This is a genomic window from Caulobacter sp. DWR3-1-2 (assembly GCF_049896225.1).
In the GTDB taxonomy this organism is placed as follows: Bacteria; Pseudomonadota; Alphaproteobacteria; order Caulobacterales; family Caulobacteraceae; genus Caulobacter.
On record NZ_JAFCTW010000008.1, the window covers coordinates 162,893 to 178,570 of the forward strand.

At 67.0% G+C, this 15,678-nt stretch carries 19 protein-coding genes; 6 read left to right on the forward strand and 13 right to left on the reverse strand.

What is annotated here, in order from left to right; translation table 11 throughout:
* From ACP696_RS13365 to ACP696_RS13400, 8 genes are all read right to left on the reverse strand, one after another.
* Complete coding sequence (locus tag ACP696_RS13365; protein ID WP_426013746.1) at positions 1 to 885, reverse strand: TraB/GumN family protein; 885 nt, start codon at positions 883 to 885, stop codon at positions 1 to 3.
* A gap of 43 nt (positions 886 to 928) precedes the next feature.
* Positions 929 to 1,846 carry an alpha/beta hydrolase gene (locus ACP696_RS13370; RefSeq protein ID WP_426013748.1) on the reverse strand — a complete coding sequence of 306 codons (918 nt, stop codon included), beginning with the start codon at positions 1,844 to 1,846 and terminating at the stop codon, positions 929 to 931.
* Between the two features lie 54 nt (positions 1,847 to 1,900).
* A complete protein-coding gene (locus ACP696_RS13375; RefSeq protein ID WP_426013749.1) occupies positions 1,901 to 2,095 on the reverse strand; it encodes a helix-turn-helix transcriptional regulator in 195 nt (64 codons plus the stop codon).
* A complete protein-coding gene (locus ACP696_RS13380; protein ID WP_426013750.1) occupies positions 2,092 to 2,502 on the reverse strand; it encodes a hypothetical protein in 411 nt (136 codons plus the stop codon). Before ACP696_RS13380 ends, ACP696_RS13375 begins: the two co-directional genes overlap by 4 nt.
* Positions 2,503 to 2,525: 23 nt before the next feature.
* On the reverse strand, positions 2,526 to 2,777 hold the full coding sequence (locus ACP696_RS13385; protein WP_426013752.1) for a hypothetical protein: 252 nt from the start codon (positions 2,775 to 2,777) through the stop codon (positions 2,526 to 2,528).
* 205 nt (positions 2,778 to 2,982) lie between these two features.
* Positions 2,983 to 3,273 carry a hypothetical protein gene (locus ACP696_RS13390; RefSeq protein ID WP_426013753.1) on the reverse strand — a complete coding sequence of 97 codons (291 nt, stop codon included), beginning with the start codon at positions 3,271 to 3,273 and terminating at the stop codon, positions 2,983 to 2,985.
* 131 nt (positions 3,274 to 3,404) lie between these two features.
* The gene (locus ACP696_RS13395) at positions 3,405 to 4,277 is read right to left on the reverse strand and encodes a kinase (protein WP_426013755.1); all 873 of its coding nucleotides are present in this window, start codon (positions 4,275 to 4,277) and stop codon (positions 3,405 to 3,407) included.
* Between the two features lie 93 nt (positions 4,278 to 4,370).
* Positions 4,371 to 5,390: a 2'-deoxycytidine 5'-triphosphate deaminase gene (locus ACP696_RS13400; RefSeq protein ID WP_426013757.1), complete on the reverse strand. Its 1,020-nt coding sequence runs from the start codon at positions 5,388 to 5,390 to the stop codon at positions 4,371 to 4,373.
* A 253-nt stretch (positions 5,391 to 5,643) separates the two neighbouring features.
* On the opposite strand from ACP696_RS13400, the gene metZ reads away from it, so the two are divergent.
* Both metZ and apaG read left to right on the forward strand, forming a co-directional pair.
* A complete protein-coding gene (gene metZ / locus ACP696_RS13405) occupies positions 5,644 to 6,828 on the forward strand; it encodes an O-succinylhomoserine sulfhydrylase (RefSeq protein ID WP_426013758.1) in 1,185 nt (394 codons plus the stop codon).
* Positions 6,809 to 7,273 (forward strand): Co2+/Mg2+ efflux protein ApaG, encoded by a 465-nt coding sequence (gene apaG, locus ACP696_RS13410; RefSeq protein ID WP_426013760.1) that lies wholly within the window; start codon positions 6,809 to 6,811, stop codon positions 7,271 to 7,273. Before metZ ends, apaG begins: the two co-directional genes overlap by 20 nt.
* A gap of 120 nt (positions 7,274 to 7,393) precedes the next feature.
* On the opposite strand, the gene ACP696_RS13415 is transcribed toward apaG, so the two are convergent.
* From ACP696_RS13415 to ACP696_RS13435, 5 genes are all read right to left on the reverse strand, one after another.
* On the reverse strand, positions 7,394 to 8,314 hold the full coding sequence (locus ACP696_RS13415; protein ID WP_426013762.1) for an Hsp33 family molecular chaperone: 921 nt from the start codon (positions 8,312 to 8,314) through the stop codon (positions 7,394 to 7,396).
* A 178-nt stretch (positions 8,315 to 8,492) separates the two neighbouring features.
* Positions 8,493 to 8,732, reverse strand: coding sequence for a DUF2164 domain-containing protein (locus tag ACP696_RS13420; protein ID WP_426013764.1), 240 nt, complete (start codon positions 8,730 to 8,732; stop codon positions 8,493 to 8,495).
* A complete protein-coding gene (gene argF / locus ACP696_RS13425; RefSeq protein ID WP_426013766.1) occupies positions 8,733 to 9,677 on the reverse strand; it encodes an ornithine carbamoyltransferase in 945 nt (314 codons plus the stop codon).
* Between the two features lie 112 nt (positions 9,678 to 9,789).
* Positions 9,790 to 11,028, reverse strand: a complete 1,239-nt coding sequence (locus tag ACP696_RS13430) for an aspartate aminotransferase family protein (RefSeq protein WP_426013768.1) — start codon at positions 11,026 to 11,028, stop codon at positions 9,790 to 9,792.
* Positions 11,029 to 11,338: 310 nt separating this feature from the next.
* Complete coding sequence (locus ACP696_RS13435) at positions 11,339 to 12,160, reverse strand: ABC transporter permease (protein WP_426013770.1); 822 nt, start codon at positions 12,158 to 12,160, stop codon at positions 11,339 to 11,341.
* A 328-nt stretch (positions 12,161 to 12,488) separates the two neighbouring features.
* Here ACP696_RS13435 and ACP696_RS13440 point away from each other — a divergent pair, with 328 nt between their 5' ends.
* The 4 genes from ACP696_RS13440 to ACP696_RS13455 all read left to right on the forward strand — a co-directional run.
* Positions 12,489 to 13,007: a GcrA family cell cycle regulator gene (locus ACP696_RS13440; RefSeq protein WP_426013772.1), complete on the forward strand. Its 519-nt coding sequence runs from the start codon at positions 12,489 to 12,491 to the stop codon at positions 13,005 to 13,007.
* A 151-nt stretch (positions 13,008 to 13,158) separates the two neighbouring features.
* Positions 13,159 to 13,659: a hypothetical protein gene (locus ACP696_RS13445; protein ID WP_426013774.1), complete on the forward strand. Its 501-nt coding sequence runs from the start codon at positions 13,159 to 13,161 to the stop codon at positions 13,657 to 13,659.
* A 103-nt stretch (positions 13,660 to 13,762) separates the two neighbouring features.
* A complete protein-coding gene (xseA, locus tag ACP696_RS13450; protein ID WP_426013776.1) occupies positions 13,763 to 15,370 on the forward strand; it encodes an exodeoxyribonuclease VII large subunit in 1,608 nt (535 codons plus the stop codon).
* 159 nt (positions 15,371 to 15,529) lie between these two features.
* Positions 15,530 to 15,678: helix-turn-helix domain-containing protein (locus ACP696_RS13455; RefSeq protein WP_426043897.1), on the forward strand; the 149-nt coding region annotated here is incomplete at its 3' end.

Consider the following 15,678-nt stretch of genomic DNA (forward strand, 5'->3'; position numbering starts at 1 on the left):
TTATTCCAACACCTCGGCCACGATCCCCAGCGCCCCAAGCTGGGCCTGCAGACTGTCGGGGCCCACCAGGTGCCCCGCTCCCACCGCCACGAAGCTGACGCCCGAGCCGGCCAGCTTGGCCTTCAACTGCCGCGCCCAGTCCTTGTTGCGGTTGACCAGCAGCAAGGCGTAGACGCCTGGATAGTCGGCCCGCATCTCGTCGATCATCTCGTGTTTGATCGCCGCTTGGTCGCCGCGGGCCCAGGCGTCGACCAGCAGGTCGATCTTGGCCGGCCCCTCGTCGACATCCGCCAGGGTGGATTCCAGCAGGCCGCGCTCCTGGTCGGGGGTCATGTCGGCGAAGAAGCGAATCTGCTGCTCCATCGTCTCGAAGGCATGGATCGGCTTGCCGGCCGCCTTGGCCTGGGCGGTCAGCACCTTCTCGACGCCGCTTTCCGGGTCATAGCCGGCCCGGAGGATCGGGGTCAGCGACACCGTCAGGGCCGCCAGCCAAGGCCGCATCGGGTCCAGGCTGCCCGGCGCCATGCCCATGCCCTGGGCCGCGGCCTGCAGCTTGGCGTAGGTTTCGGGGCTGAGCTTGGCCGACAACGGCGTGGCGCGATCGACGCCGTATTTCAGCATCAGGGGCTGCACGGCCATCGGGTTTTCGGGCTGCTCGACTTCCATCACCACGTCGTCAGCCGCCTCGAAGGCCTGCGTGATCCTGGCCGAGCGCCAGACGGTCTGTGGCTTCAGCACATGGACCGTGCCGAACAGGTAGATCGTCGAGTCGTGGTCCCTGATCACCCAAAGCGCCGGATCGGCGAAGGCGGGGCTGGCCCCCATCGCCAGCAGGGCGATGAGGGCCAAGGCGCAGCGGCGGACGAGATTGGTCAGAATCATCATGGTCCCAATCTCCGGGCGCCGCGGCGCGTAGGCAAGGCGCGTCTCAGCGCAGGAAGGCCTCGACCTCGGCGGCGAAGGCGGCCGGTTGATCCAGCATGATGAAGTGCAGCGAACCGTCGATGCGCTTGACCCTGGCCGAGGTCATGGGGGCGTAGGCCGAGGTGTAGAGCGCGTCATAGGCCGCCTGGGGCGCCCCGGTGGCCTCGTCCCAGGGGTAGAGCATCACGGTCGGGGTCTTGATGAACGCGATATCGCCGCGCAGGTCGGTGGTCAGGTCGTCATAGAGGGCGCGGCCGGTCACCGACGGATCCGAGGCGATGGCGGCCGCGGTGGCGGCCTTCAGGCCCTCGGGCGACTTGACCAGGCGAGCCATGGTGCGGGTCTCGCCGGCCGCCCACGCCTCGGGCGTCGATTTGGCGGCCATGTCGCGCATCGCGGCGGCCTGCGGCCTGACCGTCTCGACGGTGGCCGTCGGGGCGAAGACCACGGGATAGAAGGGCAGGCTATCGACGACCATCAGCTTGCCGAGGTCCTCCGGGTGCTGGCGGGCCAGCATCAGGCCGGCCAGTCCGCCCATCGAGTGGCCGATCACGGATGGAGACTTCAGGTGGGCCGACTTGATGTAGCCGTCGAGCGCGTCGACGGTGGGCTGCAAGACGGGGCCCTCGGCATTGGCCCCGACCGGCGCGCCGGCGAAGCCCGCCACCTGGACGATGTGCAGGCGATAACGGCCTTCAAGCTGCTTGACCGTGGCGTCCCAAACCAAGGCCGAGGAAGCCAGACCGGGGATCAGGATCACGTCCCGACCCTTGCCCCGGACCTCGACGGTGAGGCGCGGCGCGACGGCCGAGGGGACGGCGATGGGGGTGGCCGCGTCGGCGGGGTGGAAGACGCCAAGGGCGGCGGCGAGGGCGGCGACGCAGGCGAAGGCGGCGCGCGTCGAGAGATGACGGACGGACATGGGCGATCTCCAGGTTGGGGGTTATGGGCTCTGTGGCGGACGCCTGACCGGAGGTCAGGCTTCGTCTTGAAAAATAGTTTCGATCGGCAGCGCGAACAGGCGGGCCAGCTTGAAGGCCAGCGGAAGGCTGGGGTCGTACTTGCCGGTCTCGAGCGCATTGATGGTCTGGCGCGACACTTCGAGCCGGTCGGCCAGGTCGGCCTGGCTCCAGTCGCGCTCGGCCCGCAGGACTTTGAGGCGGTTCTTCACCGGTACCTCAGGCTCACCAGCGGCCGGGCCAAGCCCATGGCCGCGCAAAAAATCGGGAACACCATGTAGAGCGGCAGGTGCGCCACCAACTCGACATTCTCAAGAAAGCCCCAGGCCGTGCAGCCCGCCAGGGTGATCCCGATGCCCCAGAGCATGGATTGGACCAGAATGGAGCGTTGGAACTCATCGGTCTCCTCGACCACATAGAGCCCCATGATGGCGATCACCGCGATGATCGGCAGGGCCGGGGCGATGGCCAGCAGCCACAGCAACGGGCCGTGCGGATCTTGGTGCCTGATCCACCAGATCGAGGCGAACAGCACTCCGACATAGGCGGCCATGGCCGGTGCGAACCGAGCGATGTAGCGTTTCGCCGCCGGGCTGGCCTTCTTCATATCGCAGATCATCGTCTTGCTCCCTCGATGGCCGTTCAGACCCGACCGTTCAGCCAGCGGCCGATCGGGGGCGCCACGCGGTGGGCGGCCTTCATGACGCCGGCGACCAGCAGGGCGCTCAACACCACGCCTTGCGACGACGGCGGGAAGGCCAGGCTGACGGTCGATGTCTGGGCGTTGAGGATCACGCCGCCGGTCGCCAGGAAGGCGGCGATCGCGAGCGCGCCGGCGATGATAGCTCCGGCCAAGGCGGCCTTGGCGATCCGGTCTTCAATTTCATTTTGCATGACAAGCCTCCTCGTCTTTATGACAAGTACGCTTGTCTTATATCACTGCGACTATGTCAAGCTCGCTTGTCATAATATCAAGGAGAGGCCACACCGGCCGGCTAGAGCATTTCCCGACCTGACTGCGTCAGGCCGTGAGCTCTAATCTTTTGTTTTGACGCATTTTTCTTCACGCCAACCGGAACCACTTCGCTCGAAAAATGCTCTAGGCGGCTCGGCGCGAGGGTGTGGCGTGCAGTTCATCAGCCGAATTCAGATGCACCGGCTTGGACAGCGAGCGGCCCAACACCTGGGCCAGACGGCCCTCGCCCCGCTCGCGGGCGATCGTCCAGCCATAGCGCGAGAAAGCGTCCCCATAGTCATCCCAGCGGATCACCCGGCCATGGTCGTCGCAGCGCCAGATGGCCTTGTCGCAACCGGGGATGGGCGCGGCCTTGATCCAGATCGCGACCCGCCGGACGTGGGTGGGATAGGTCCCGCCGAAGAGTGCGTTCATGGTTGCAAGCTCCACTGGATCGACGCTCGCAGTGAGTCGCGTCGTCGACAAGGGCAAACTAGCACTGGTGGCATCGGGTTGGAGGGCCACTACATCTAGTGCGACGCCGTGACGCGCGACCGAATGACCAATTAGATGTTCGACGAACGGCGCTGCGAATCCAGACGAATGACGACATCGGCGCGGGCCGGCATTTCGCGGCTGATGTGACGGGTCAGGCGCTCGTAGTGCTGCACGAAGACCGCGACCTGCGCGTCGTCCATGGTCCGCGCCGCGCCCGCCTCAGCTGCGGCCAGCCGGTCGCGCAGCTTGCGCTCCTGCTCCTGGCGCCAGGCCAGGACAGCCTCGAAATCGGGCGCGATGAACTGGATCAACAGGTCGATTCGGGCGAACAGCGCGCGATAGGGCCCGGCCAGTGCGGCGTTGACCTGGGCGCGCCAGGCGCCGTCCGGATCTTTCTCGCGTTCCAGCGCGTTGACCGCGACCTTCAGGGCGTGGGGAAGTTCGGGCCTCGCCCCGACGCACCAGCCTTCGAACAGCACGATATCGACCGGACCACTGACCGTGGACCAGGTCGCGGCGGGCGCGCGGGTGTCGGTCGCCTTGTCGAAGCGTGGGAGAGCCGTCGTCCCCGCCCCGGACAAACCGTCGAGCACCGCCAGGCCCAGGCCCACGTCGTGCGTGCCTGGAACGCCGCGCGTGCGCAGCAACGGATGAATGTCGCGGGCCAGAACCTCACGGTCCGCCAGGGACAGGTAGAGATCGTCCAGCGACAGGATCGCCACCGTTCGGCCCCGCTCTGCCAGCAGCCGGCCAAGCACCAGAGCGGCGGTCGATTTGCCCGATCCCTGTGGCCCGCAGATCCCCACCACGAAGGCCGGCCCCATCGCCACCGCCGCGATCCGCGCCGCCAGAGGCGCGTGCAGGCGCTCGATCTGGGCGCCGAAGGTCTCGGGAAGGTCTTCGTCGCGCAGAAGGGCTGCCAGCCAGTCAGGATCGATCATGAAAGCGCTCCTTCCTTGTTCCCCTGCGGGAAAAGGTGTCGGCGCGGCCGACGGATGAAGCGTTCCACGGCGCGGCCACTCCGGCCCTTCAACCTATCGCCAGGCCTTGAAATGCTTGGACAGCTTCAGCCCTTGGCGCTGGTAGTGCGAGCCACCCTCGCCATACAGCCGCTCGGGTCGGGCGGTCAGGGGTTCATAGACCAGCCGGGCGACGATCTGGCCGTCCTCCAGCAGGAACGGCGTCTCGTGGCTGCGCACTTCGAGCACGCCCTTGGAGCCGACGGCCAACGCCTCCTCGGTGCCAAAGCCAGGGTCGAAGAACCCGGCATAGTGGACGCGAAACTCGCCGACCGACGGATCGATGGGGGTCATTTCGGCCGCCTCCATCACCGGGATCTGGATGTCGTCCTTGGAGGCCAGGATGTAGAACTCGCCCGGGTCGAGCAACAGTTCGCCATGGCGGGTTTCCAGCGCTTCCCAGAAGTCGCGCGGATCGTGGCCGTCCTCGTGGTCCAGGTCGACGACCCCGGCGTGGCGGCGGCCTCGGAAACCGACTATGCCGGTGGTCAGATCGACGCCGACGCTGCGGGTCGCCAGCTTGACCGGCTCGCCGCGCTTGAGACGCAGCTGGTTTAGCCGGGTGCCGGCCCGCACCAGCACCGAGAAGGTATGCGGCGCGATCTCGATGTAGAGCGGGCCTTCATAACCGGCCTCGACATCGTCGAAGGCCTTGCTGTGATCGGTCAGCAGGCGAACAAAGACGTCGACCCGGCCGGTCGAGCTCTTGGGATTGCCCCGCGCCGCGATATTGCCCGGCAGGGCCAGGCTCTCCTGGATCTCGGCGATATAGACGCAGCCCTTCTCCAGGACCGCGCCCTTCGTCAGGTCCAGCTCGTGCATCGCCACGTCCTTCAGACGCTCGGGCACGCGGCGGGCCACGCCCGGCAGGAACGAGGCGCGCACCCGCCAGCACCGCGCGCCCAAGCGCAGGTCCAGGCTGGCCGGTTGCACCTGGTCGGCGTCGAACGGAGTCTGGGAGGTGATCGCCTCTTGAGCAATCAGGTCCTCGATGGATTGGCAGGGCAGAATCCCCGCTGCGTGGGCGTCGGTCATTGGGGCGACACTCGCTAAACCGCGCCGGGAAGGCAAGGCTCGCGGTGATCCGCGCGCGCCTTACTCGCCTGTGACAATTCTAATGTTGAAATCAGACTTGTCCGCCTTGACCCTTGGGCCGGCAAAACCCCTTATGCCGGCCGTTTCTAGAGCGTGGCAGCCGAAAGTGGCCACCGGTTTCGGCTGCCACGCTCAAGTGTTTGAAGAGGAGCCTGCCTAGCAGGCTCCTGAGACGAGAAAAAAAGGAACCGCCATGGCCGAGGACCCGAAGGACTGGGATATCGCCACCAAGCTGATCCGCGGCGGTCTGGCGCGCTCGCAATTCATGGAAACCGCCGAAGCCCTCTATCTCACCCAGGGCTTTACCTATGACAGCGCCGAGGGCGCCGACCGCCGGTTCTCGGGCGAGGACCCCGGCTTCGTCTATTCGCGGTTCAGCAATCCGACCGTGAAGATGTTCGAGGACCGTCTGGCGCTGCTGGAAGGCGCCGAGGTATGCCGCGCCCAGGCCACGGGCATGGCCTCGATCCACATGGCGCTGATGGGCCTGGTTCGCGCCGGCGACCACGTGGTGGCCGGTCGCGCGCTGTTCGGCTCCTGCCGCTGGCTGATCGCCGAGTGGCTGCCGCGCTTCGGCGTGGAGACGACCTTCGTCGACGCCACCGATCCCAAGGCCTGGGAAGCGGCGATGCGCCCCAACACCAAGGCGGTGCTGATCGAGACGCCGTCGAACCCGGTGCTGGAGATCACCGACATCCGCGCGGTGTCGGAACTGGCCCACGCCGTCGGCGCCAAGGTCATCGTCGACAACGTCTTCGCCACCCCGATCTTCCAACAGCCCCTGACCCTGGGCGCCGACATCGTGGTCTATTCGGCCACCAAGCACATCGACGGCCAAGGCAGGGTGCTGGGCGGGGCGATCCTGACGACCGAGGCGATCAACGAGGAATTCTACCGCGACGCCCTGCGCCACACCGGCCCGTCGCTGTCGCCGTTCAACGCCTGGGTGCTGGTCAAGGGCCTGGAGACCCTCGATCTGCGCGTGCGCCGCCAGACCGACAGCTGCGCGGCCCTGGCCGACACGGTCGCCGACCACAAGGCGGTCAAGCAGGTGCTCTATCCCTTCCGCCACGACCACCCGGGCCACAATGTCGCCAAGTCGCAGATGAGCGGCGGCGGCACAGTGCTGGCCCTGGACCTCGGTTCGCGAGAGGCGGCGTTCAAGTTCCTCAACGCGCTGGAGATCGTCGACATCTCCAACAATCTCGGCGACGCCAAGTCGATGGCCACCCACCCGCCGACCACCACCCATCGCTCGGTGCCCGAAGAGATGCGGCCGTCGCTGGGCGTGGTCGAGGGCGGCGTGCGCCTGTCGGTCGGGCTGGAAAGCCTGGCGGACCTGAAGCGGGACGTGATCCGTGCGCTCGATCAGGCGTGAATCCTCCCCGCCCCTGAAGCGGATCCGACGCCGTCGCGGCGCGGATACCGGCATCTATGAAGCGCGCACGCGCGACATCGTAGTGCGGGTCTCACCGGTCTATCAACCCGAGGGGTCCTCGCCCGAGGAGGGCCTGTGGATGTGGCTCTACACCGTGGAGATCGAGAACCACGGCGTCGAGACCGTGCAGTTGATCTCCCGCGCCTGGACGATCACCGACGGCCTCAACCGGGTCAGTGAGGTCGAGGGCTCCGGCGTGGTCGGCGAACAGCCGGAACTGCAGCCGCGCGAGGCGTTCCGATACGTGTCCAACTGCCCTTTACCGACGTCATCCGGCGCCATGGTCGGCCGCTACCAAATGATGACCGAGGCCGGCGAGGTGTTCGACGCCAACATCCCGGAGTTCTCGCTGCACCTGCCGGGCGCGGCGAGACGGGTGAACTGACGGCAAGGGCGTGCGTCCTTCGAGGTTCGGCTACGCCTCGCACCTCAGGATGAGGAAGATTGTGCTGAATTCCTGATCCTGAGGCGCCCGCACAGCGGGCCTAGAAGGACGCACAGCGCCTCAGCCGACCGCAGCCGGCTCCACCTGATAGACCCGTGAGCAGTATTCGCATGTCACGTGGATCTTGCCGTCGGGCTCGATCATGTCGGCGACTTCGTCGGCCGTGAACGAGCCCAGCATGCCGCTGATGCGCTCATCGGAACAACGGCAGAAGGCGCGCAGCGGCTTTTCCTCAATCAGCCGCACGCCGTCCTCGTTGAACAACCGCCAGAGCAAGAGCGTCGTCGGCACGGTGGGGTCGATCAGTTCGTCCTCGCCGGTGGTCTCAAACAGCGCCTGGACGTGGTTCCACGCCTCGGCGGTCTCGCCGCGGGTCTCGTCGCCAGCGATGGCCTGGATCAGGATCCCGCCGGCCCGCCACTTCGGGCCCTCGCCGGTGTCGGCCTGGCCGACCGCCAGGCGCACGCGGGTCGGGGTCTGTTCCGACTGGGCGAAATACTGCTCGGCGCATAGGGCCAGAGTCTCGCCCTCGATGGGCGTGATGCCCTGATAGCGGTCCATGTCAGGACCCTGGTCGACGGTCATCATGAAGGTTCCGCCCCCCAGCAGGGTCTTGGCGCCTGGGCGCACGAAGCCTTCCGAGACCTTGGCCACCTCGTCCGCATCGAAGCGGCAATAGCCGCGCAGGGCGCCGCTGGTATCGTAGTCGACGACGACGTAGCGCACCGGACCGTCCCCCTGGGCCTGGACGATCAGCCGGCCCTCGAACTTCAGGCTGGAGCCGACCAAGGCGGCCAGGGCGCAGGTCTCGCCCAGCAGGTTGGCGACAGGCTCGGGATAATCGTGGCGGGTCAGCACCTCATCGACCGTGGCGCCCAGGCGCACGACGCGGCCGCGCACGGGCAGGCCCTCGATCTGAAAGGCGGAAACGATGTCGTCGGGCGCGCCTGGGGCGGCGATGGCGGCGGTGATGTCAGTCATGCGGCGGTTAAATAGGAGGTTCGGGGGAAAATGCGAGCCCCCTGCGGCGACCTCTTGCCCCCACCTGGCGACTGCGTCGCCTGTCCGCCCCCATAGGGGGCGGAGTTTGCGCGCTTGAGCTCCGCCCCCTATGGGGGCGGACAGACCGCGAAGCGGTCAGGTGGGGGCAAGTGCTTCCTCAATCGACGAACGGCTTCTCGATCTCGTAGACGGCGTCGTCCAGCTTGTCGCGAAACAGCTGCTGGGCGTCCTGGACGCCTTGGTTATAGTAATAAGGCCCCATCTGCTCGGAGATGAAGTCCAGCAGGAACCCCACCTGCAGCGGGCTGGCCTCGCAGTCGAGTTCGCGGTCGAGATAGCGCGTCAGCCTATCGAGCAAGGCGTCGCGCTTCTGCTTGTTGAACTCGATCTTGGCCATCTAGCCGCCCCCTTGGCCAATCGCCCCGAAGCACCAGGCCAGCACCGACTTCTGAGCGTGGATGCGGTTTTCCGCCTCGTCCCAGGCCAGGGAGCGGGGGCCGTCGAGCACCGCGTCGGTGACCTCCTCGCCCCGGTGAGCCGGCAGGCAGTGTAGGAACACGCCGTTGTGGGACAGGTCCATCAGGGCGTCGTCGACCTGGTAGGGCTCCAGCGCGGCCAAGCGCTCGTCGTGATCGGTGTCGCCCATCGAGACCCAGGTGTCGGCCGCCACCACGTCGGCCCCGCGCACGGCCGCCTTTGGATCGTCGGTCAGGGTGATCTGGCCCTGCAGCTCCTGGGCGCGGGCCAGGTCGATAAGGTCGGGATGGTAGATCGCCGGACAGGCGATGTTCAGCTTGAAGCCCAGCAGCGGCGCGGCGTGGATAAAGCTGGAGCACATGTTGTTGCCGTCGCCGACCCAGGCGATGGTCTTGCCGCCGATGTCGCCGCGATGCTCCTCGATGGTCAGCAGGTCGGCCATGACCTGGCACGGGTGGCTCTTGTCGGTCAGGCCGTTGATCACCGGCACGGTCGAGACCTGGGCGAAGCGCTCGACGTCGGCGTGGCTGTTGGCGCGGATCATCACCGCGTCGACCATCCGCGACAGCACCCTGGCGGTGTCCTCGATGGTCTCGCCGCGCCCCAGCTGCATGTCGTTGGCGGTCGAGATGATCCCCGACCCGCCCAACTGGCGGATCGCCGCGTCGAACGAGAAGCGGGTGCGGGTAGAGTTCTTCTGGAAGATCATCGCCAGCACGCGGCCGTCGGCCGGGGCGTCGGCGTCGACCTTGCCCTTGCCCCAGCCGGCGCGGGCGGCTTTGCGGGCCTTGGCGTCTTCGAGGATGACCCGCAGCGTGGGGCCGTCGAGCTTCCACAGGTCGATGAAGTGTCTGGGCTGGGTCATCTGGTCCCCCTACCCCGCTCACCCCGGCGAATGCCGGGGCCCAGATTCATCTGGGAAGCAGCGGGCTTGATCTGGGTCCCGGCATTCGCCGGGATGAGCGGATTAGCGAATCTCAGGCCACCACGTTCTGCGCGGCCCGAGCGGCCTCGCAGGCCTGTTCGAGCTTGGCGATGGCCTCGGAGGCTTCCTCGACGGTCAGGTTCAGCGGCGGCAGCAGGCGCACGCAGTTATCGCCGCCCCCGGCCACCAGCAGCTTCTCGTCGCGGGCCAAAACCATGAACTCGCGATTGTTCGGGATCAGCTTGATGCCGATCAGCAGGCCCTTGCCGCGGATATCGACGATGATGTCCGGGAAGCGGTCCTTCAGGCCGTTCAGCTGCTGGACGAAATAGCCGGCCACGCGCGTCACGTTGTCGAGAATCTCGTCGGTGTTGATCGTGTCGAACGCCGCCTTGCCCACGGCCATGGCCAGGGGGTTGCCGCCGAAGGTCGAGCCATGGACGCCCACGGTCATGCCCTTGGCCGCCTCGGTGGTGGCCAGGCAGGCGCCGACCGGGAAGCCGCCGCCCAGGGCCTTGGCCACGGCCATGATGTGAGGCTCGCCGCCCACTCCACCGTCTTGGGCCGCCCACTCATAGGCGAACAGCTTGCCGGTCCGGCCCATGCCGCACTGAACCTCGTCATAGATCAGCAGCACGCCGTGCTCGTCGCACAGCGCGCGCAGGCTGACCAGACAGTGCTCGGGAATGGAGCGCGCCCCGCCCTCGCCCTGCACGGGCTCGACGATGATCGCGGCCGTGGTGGGGTTGGCGATCGCGGCCTTCAGAGCGTCATGGTCGCCGAAGGTCAGCTGGCTATAGCCCGGCAGGCGGGGGCCGAAGCCCTCGACATAGCTGGGATTGCCCGAGGCGTTGACCGCCGCGTAGGAGCGGCCATGGAACGAGCCGTCGAAACCGAAGATCTCTATCCGCTCCGGCTGGCCATTGGCGGTGTGATATTTGCGGGCGGTCTTCAGCGCGCACTCGATCGCCTCGGTTCCCGAATTGGTGAAGAACACCACGTCGGCGAAGCTGTGGGCGCACAACCTATCCGCCAATTCCTCCTGCTCGGGGATCCGGTAGATGTTGGAGACATGCCAGAGCTTCTCGCCCTGGGTCTTCAGCGCCTCGACCAGCACGGGATGGGCGTGGCCCAGACCGTCGGTGGCGATGCCGGCCACGCAGTCCAGATATTCATCGCCGTCGGTCGAGAACAGACGCGCGCCTCGGCCCCGCTCGAACGCCAGCGGGGCGCGGTTATAGACGCCCATGATGTGGTGTTGCGCGGCGGTAGACGACGTCGACGTGCTCAAGACAGCCTCCCAAAAAGGAAACAAGCCCCCGCACTGAAAGCGCGGGGACCGGAAGGCTGAGCGTTGTCGGCGCGTAACCGTGCTCTGTCAACAAACCGGGCGTGAATTTTGGGTGTCAGGGCACGCAAGCCACACTGTTTGCGGCCTCATCCAGCCCGCTCTCTCCCTCCGTCTTCGCGGCGAAGGCCGGGACCCAGATTCATCCAGAGCGGCTCGTGGTTTTCACCTGGGCTCCGGCCTTCGCCGGGGAGACGGATAAAGGTGGCCGTAGCTCAGGACGGTCGCCTAAGCCAATCGTCCATGACAGGGGCTAGCTCTTCAGCTTGTAACCGCTGCGAAACAGCGCCCAGCACCACAGGAACAACCCGACCGACAGCACCGCCGTCACCACCGCCCCGATCACCACCGAGCCGTCGGCATGGCCGATGAAGCCGTAGCGGAAGCCGTCGATCAGATAGAAGAACGGGTTGAAGTGGCTGGCCGAGCGGAACGGCTCGGGCAGCTTGTCGACCAGGTAGAAGGTGCCCGACAAGAAGGTCATCGGCATGATCAGGAAGTTGGTCACCGCCGCCAGCTGGTCGAACTTCTCGGCCCACAGGCCGGCCAGCACGCCGGCCAGGCCCAGGATGATCGCCGCCCCGACCGCGAAATAGACGATCGCCCACGGGTGGGAGATTTGCAGGCCCGCGCCCGGCAGCACGCCGATCACCAGGGCTGTCACCGCGCCGACCACGATGCCGCGCGTCGCCGCGCCCAGGCCGAAGGCTGAGACCTGCTCCAGCGGCGACAGCGGCGGGGTCAGGAAGTCCGGCGTCAGGCCCATCATCTTGGCCTGGATCAGCGAGGACGAGGCGTTGGCGAAGGCGTTGTTGAGGATGGCCATCATGATCAGGCCGGGGGCCACGAAATGGCCAAAGCTGATCCCGCCCACCGCCTGGCGGCTGGGGCCGACGGCGACCACGAAGACCAGCATGTAGAGCAAGGTGGTCACCACCGGGGCGGCGACGGTCTGGGTGCCCACCTTCCAGAAGCGGCGGATTTCGCGCTGATAGAGGGTGAAGAACCCGCTCCAGTTCCAGCCGTGATAGTCGCGCGGCTGCGGCGGAATGACGGTGTTTGGGATGTCGCTCATAAGCCTGGGGTCCTGAAACGCACCCGAGCCCTCTTCGAGGGCTCTCACTAAGGGTTGGCGCGTGGCGGGCGCCTAAACCGATATCCACTTTCGGCTGCCACGCGCCAGCCATGTGCGCTCGGAGCCCGCCCGGCGCAACCACCGCCCCCCTAGAATCAACATCTAGTTCCTGTGGACGAACCCATGGCGCCTATTGTGTGTTTTAACGTATTCTTTACACTATGTAGTGGGCAGACCGCCGGCGGGGCGGTTCGGATACCAGATGTAGGGTCTAGGCGAGTCTGGGGAGACGCGCCAGGGACCTTTTTCAAGAGGCGGAGATTGGGTCATGAGCTGGACTGACGAACGGGTCACCACCTTGAAGAAGCTCTGGCTGGACGGTCTTTCCGCCAGTCAGATCGCCAAACAGCTGGGCGGCGTCACGCGCAACGCCGTGATCGGCAAGGTGCACCGTCTGGGCCTGTCGGGCCGCGCCGCGCCGTCGCAACCCGCGCGCCCGGCCTTCAAGGCTCCGCGTCCGGCCCGTCCGGCCGCCACCGCCATGCCGTCCGCGCCACGCCGGGTGATCGCCGCCGAGCCGGCGGCCCTGCCCGCCGTGGCCCAGCAACCCTCGGTCCCGGCCTTCCGCGACGAGCAGCCGGGTTCGGCCACCGTGCTCACCCTGGGCGCCCACATGTGCAAGTGGCCGATCGGCGACCCGTCCACCGACGGCTTCACCTTCTGCGGCCGCCGCTCGTCGGACGGCCCCTACTGCAACGAACATGCGCGGGTTGCATACCAGCCCCAGCAGACCAAGAAGAAGTCGGGCCCCACCGAACTGGCCCGCTCGCTGCGCCGCTACATCTAGTCCTCGCCCTGGGGCCGTCCTCGTTCTTCGAAGCGCGGGCTTCGGGGCGCGGATACTGGGTCGGTAGTAGGAATCCTCGCGCGGCCAGTGGCCGGCGCGAGGATTCCGGCCTCACGACGATGAATTGCGCGAGCGCGTCTAGGGTACAGGCATGGCGGTCATGCGAGACATCGGCGTTCCGGCGAGATTCACGACGATCAAGGGTTCGTTTGGCAAGGCCCTGCTCTATCTCGCGATCAGCCTGGTCTTCGTCGCGATGGGAGCCTTTCTCGCCGGCGACCCTCGCCAGGCGATGATGGCCAGGTTCTGCATCGTGCTCTTCGGGCTGGGCGCCGCAGTGTTCGTGTGCCTGCTCTTTCGTCCTCACATCCTGACCCTCGACGATGAGGGCTTCACCGTGAGCGGCGGCCTGATACGCGCGGCGAAGAAGACGCCTTGGCGCGACGTCGAAGGCTTCTTCGTCTATCGGCTGCCCAAGGGCGGCAAGATGGTCGGCTACAATCTGGCGCCCGGCATTCGAAACGAGACGGCGCTAGCCAAGATCGGCCGAAGCCTCGGCGCCGACCGCGCCCTACCCAGGGGCTGGGCTATGTCGGTGGAAAAGGTGGCCGAGACCCTCAACGCCTATCGCGCGCGAGCCTTGGCGAAATAGACGACTAAGATCGAAGACCCCAAACCTCCCCCCACCGGTCGCTGCGCGACCACCTCCCCCACAGGGGAGGACTTCAAACCCCGAACCGTCCTATCAATCCCCCATGACCGACACCGCCGTCATCGATTCCAACGCCCAGGCCTATTCCGTCTCGGAACTGGCCTTCGCCCTGAAGCGTACGCTGGAGACCAGCTACGGCTTCGTGCGGCTGCGCGGCGAGCTCAGCAAGGTCACCCACCACGGCAACGGCCACGTCTATCTGACGATCAAGGACGACAAGTCGGCGATCGACGGCGTGGTCTGGAAGGGCAATGTGCGCGGCCTGGGGATCCGGCCCGAGCACGGGCTGGAAGTCATCGTCACCGGCAAGATCACCACCTATCCGGCCGGCTCGCGCTACCAGATCGTCATCGAGACCATGGAGGCGGCCGGCGTCGGCGCCCTGCTCGCCCAGCTCGAGCGCCTGAAGGCCAAGCTGGCCGCCGAGGGCTTGTTCGCGCCGGACCGCAAGCGTCCCCTGCCCTCGATGCCGGCCGTGGTCGGGGTGATCACCAGCCCGACCGGGGCCGTGATCCGCGACATCCTTCACCGCATCCGCGACCGCTGGCCCTGCCAGGTGCTGGTCTGGCCTTGCGTGGTGCAGGGCGACGCCGCCGCCGGCCAGGTCAGCGCCGCAATTCGGGGCTTCAACGCCATCACCCCAAGCCACGAAGGAGGGGGCGGACCCGTACCGCGACCCGACATCCTGATCGTCGCCCGGGGCGGCGGATCGGTCGAGGACCTGTGGGCCTTCAATGACGAGGGTCTGGCCCGCACGGTGGCTGAGGGGACGATCCCGCTGATCTCGGCCGTGGGCCACGAGACCGACACCACCCTGATCGACTTCGTCTCCGACCGTCGCGCCCCCACCCCCACCGCCGCCGCCGAGATGGCGACGCCGGTGTTGGCCGAGCTGCGGGCCCTGGTCAGCGACTATGATCGCCGGCTGAACAACTGCGGCGGCCGGGCGGTCGAGGAGCGGCGGACACGGCTGATCAGCGCCGCGCGGGGCCTGCCTCGCCCAGCCGACCTGCTGGCCCTGGCCCAGCAGCGGCTGGACCTGGCGGTGCGCGGCCTGCCCCGGCTGGACGACCTGACCGCGCCCGCCGACCGCCGCTTCAAGGCGGTCGGCGCCCGGCTAGACGCGGCCCTGCAGCGCAATACCGACATCCACGCCCGCGACCTGTTGAAGGTCACCGCCCGCCTGTCGCCCGACACCCTGCATCGCCAGCGCAACGACGCCGGCCGCCGGGTCGGCGATATCGGCAAGCGCCTGGAGCTGGCCGCCCGCCGCGCGCCGGAGCGGATCGGCCAGCACGCTCGCCTGCCCGCCCTGCAGGACCGGATGAACGCCTGCGCTCATCGCCGGCTGGAGCGGGAGGGCGACCGTCTGGCCAGCCTGGACAAGCTGCGACAGTCGCTCAATCCAACGCGGCCGTTGGAACTGGGCTTTGCACTCGTGCACAAGGCGGACGGCGGGATCGCTCGTTCGGCTTCAGAACTTGCCAGCGGTGAACGGGTGAGACTGCAATTTAAGCAAGGTGAGCGCGAGGCGGTTATCGATGGAGAAAGTTCCGCGGCCGTCCCCCCGCCAACGATACCCGCCGTTGCGCGGCCTATCCCCAAGCCAAAGGCGCCCCCTCCGCCTTCGAGTCAGGGAAATCTGTTTTGAGCCCCCCCCAAACTCCACTCATCCCGACAAAAGTCGGGACTCAAGCCGCCCGTCAGAATGGGCTCAGGCAGCGGTGAGCCGCAGCGTCATTTCGGAGCATCAGCTTGGGTCCCCTGAGTTCACAAACGAAGTGCAACACTCTCTGACCGAGGTGTTGCGATGGGACAAGCCTATGATCACCTCACGCTTGAGGAGCGGTGTGAGCTTGCCCGGCGTCGTGAAGCGGGTGAGACGATCCGACAAATCGCTGCGGCTCTGGGTCGCTCGCCATCGAGCATCTGCCGTGAGCTGAAGCGTAATGGCGCGCC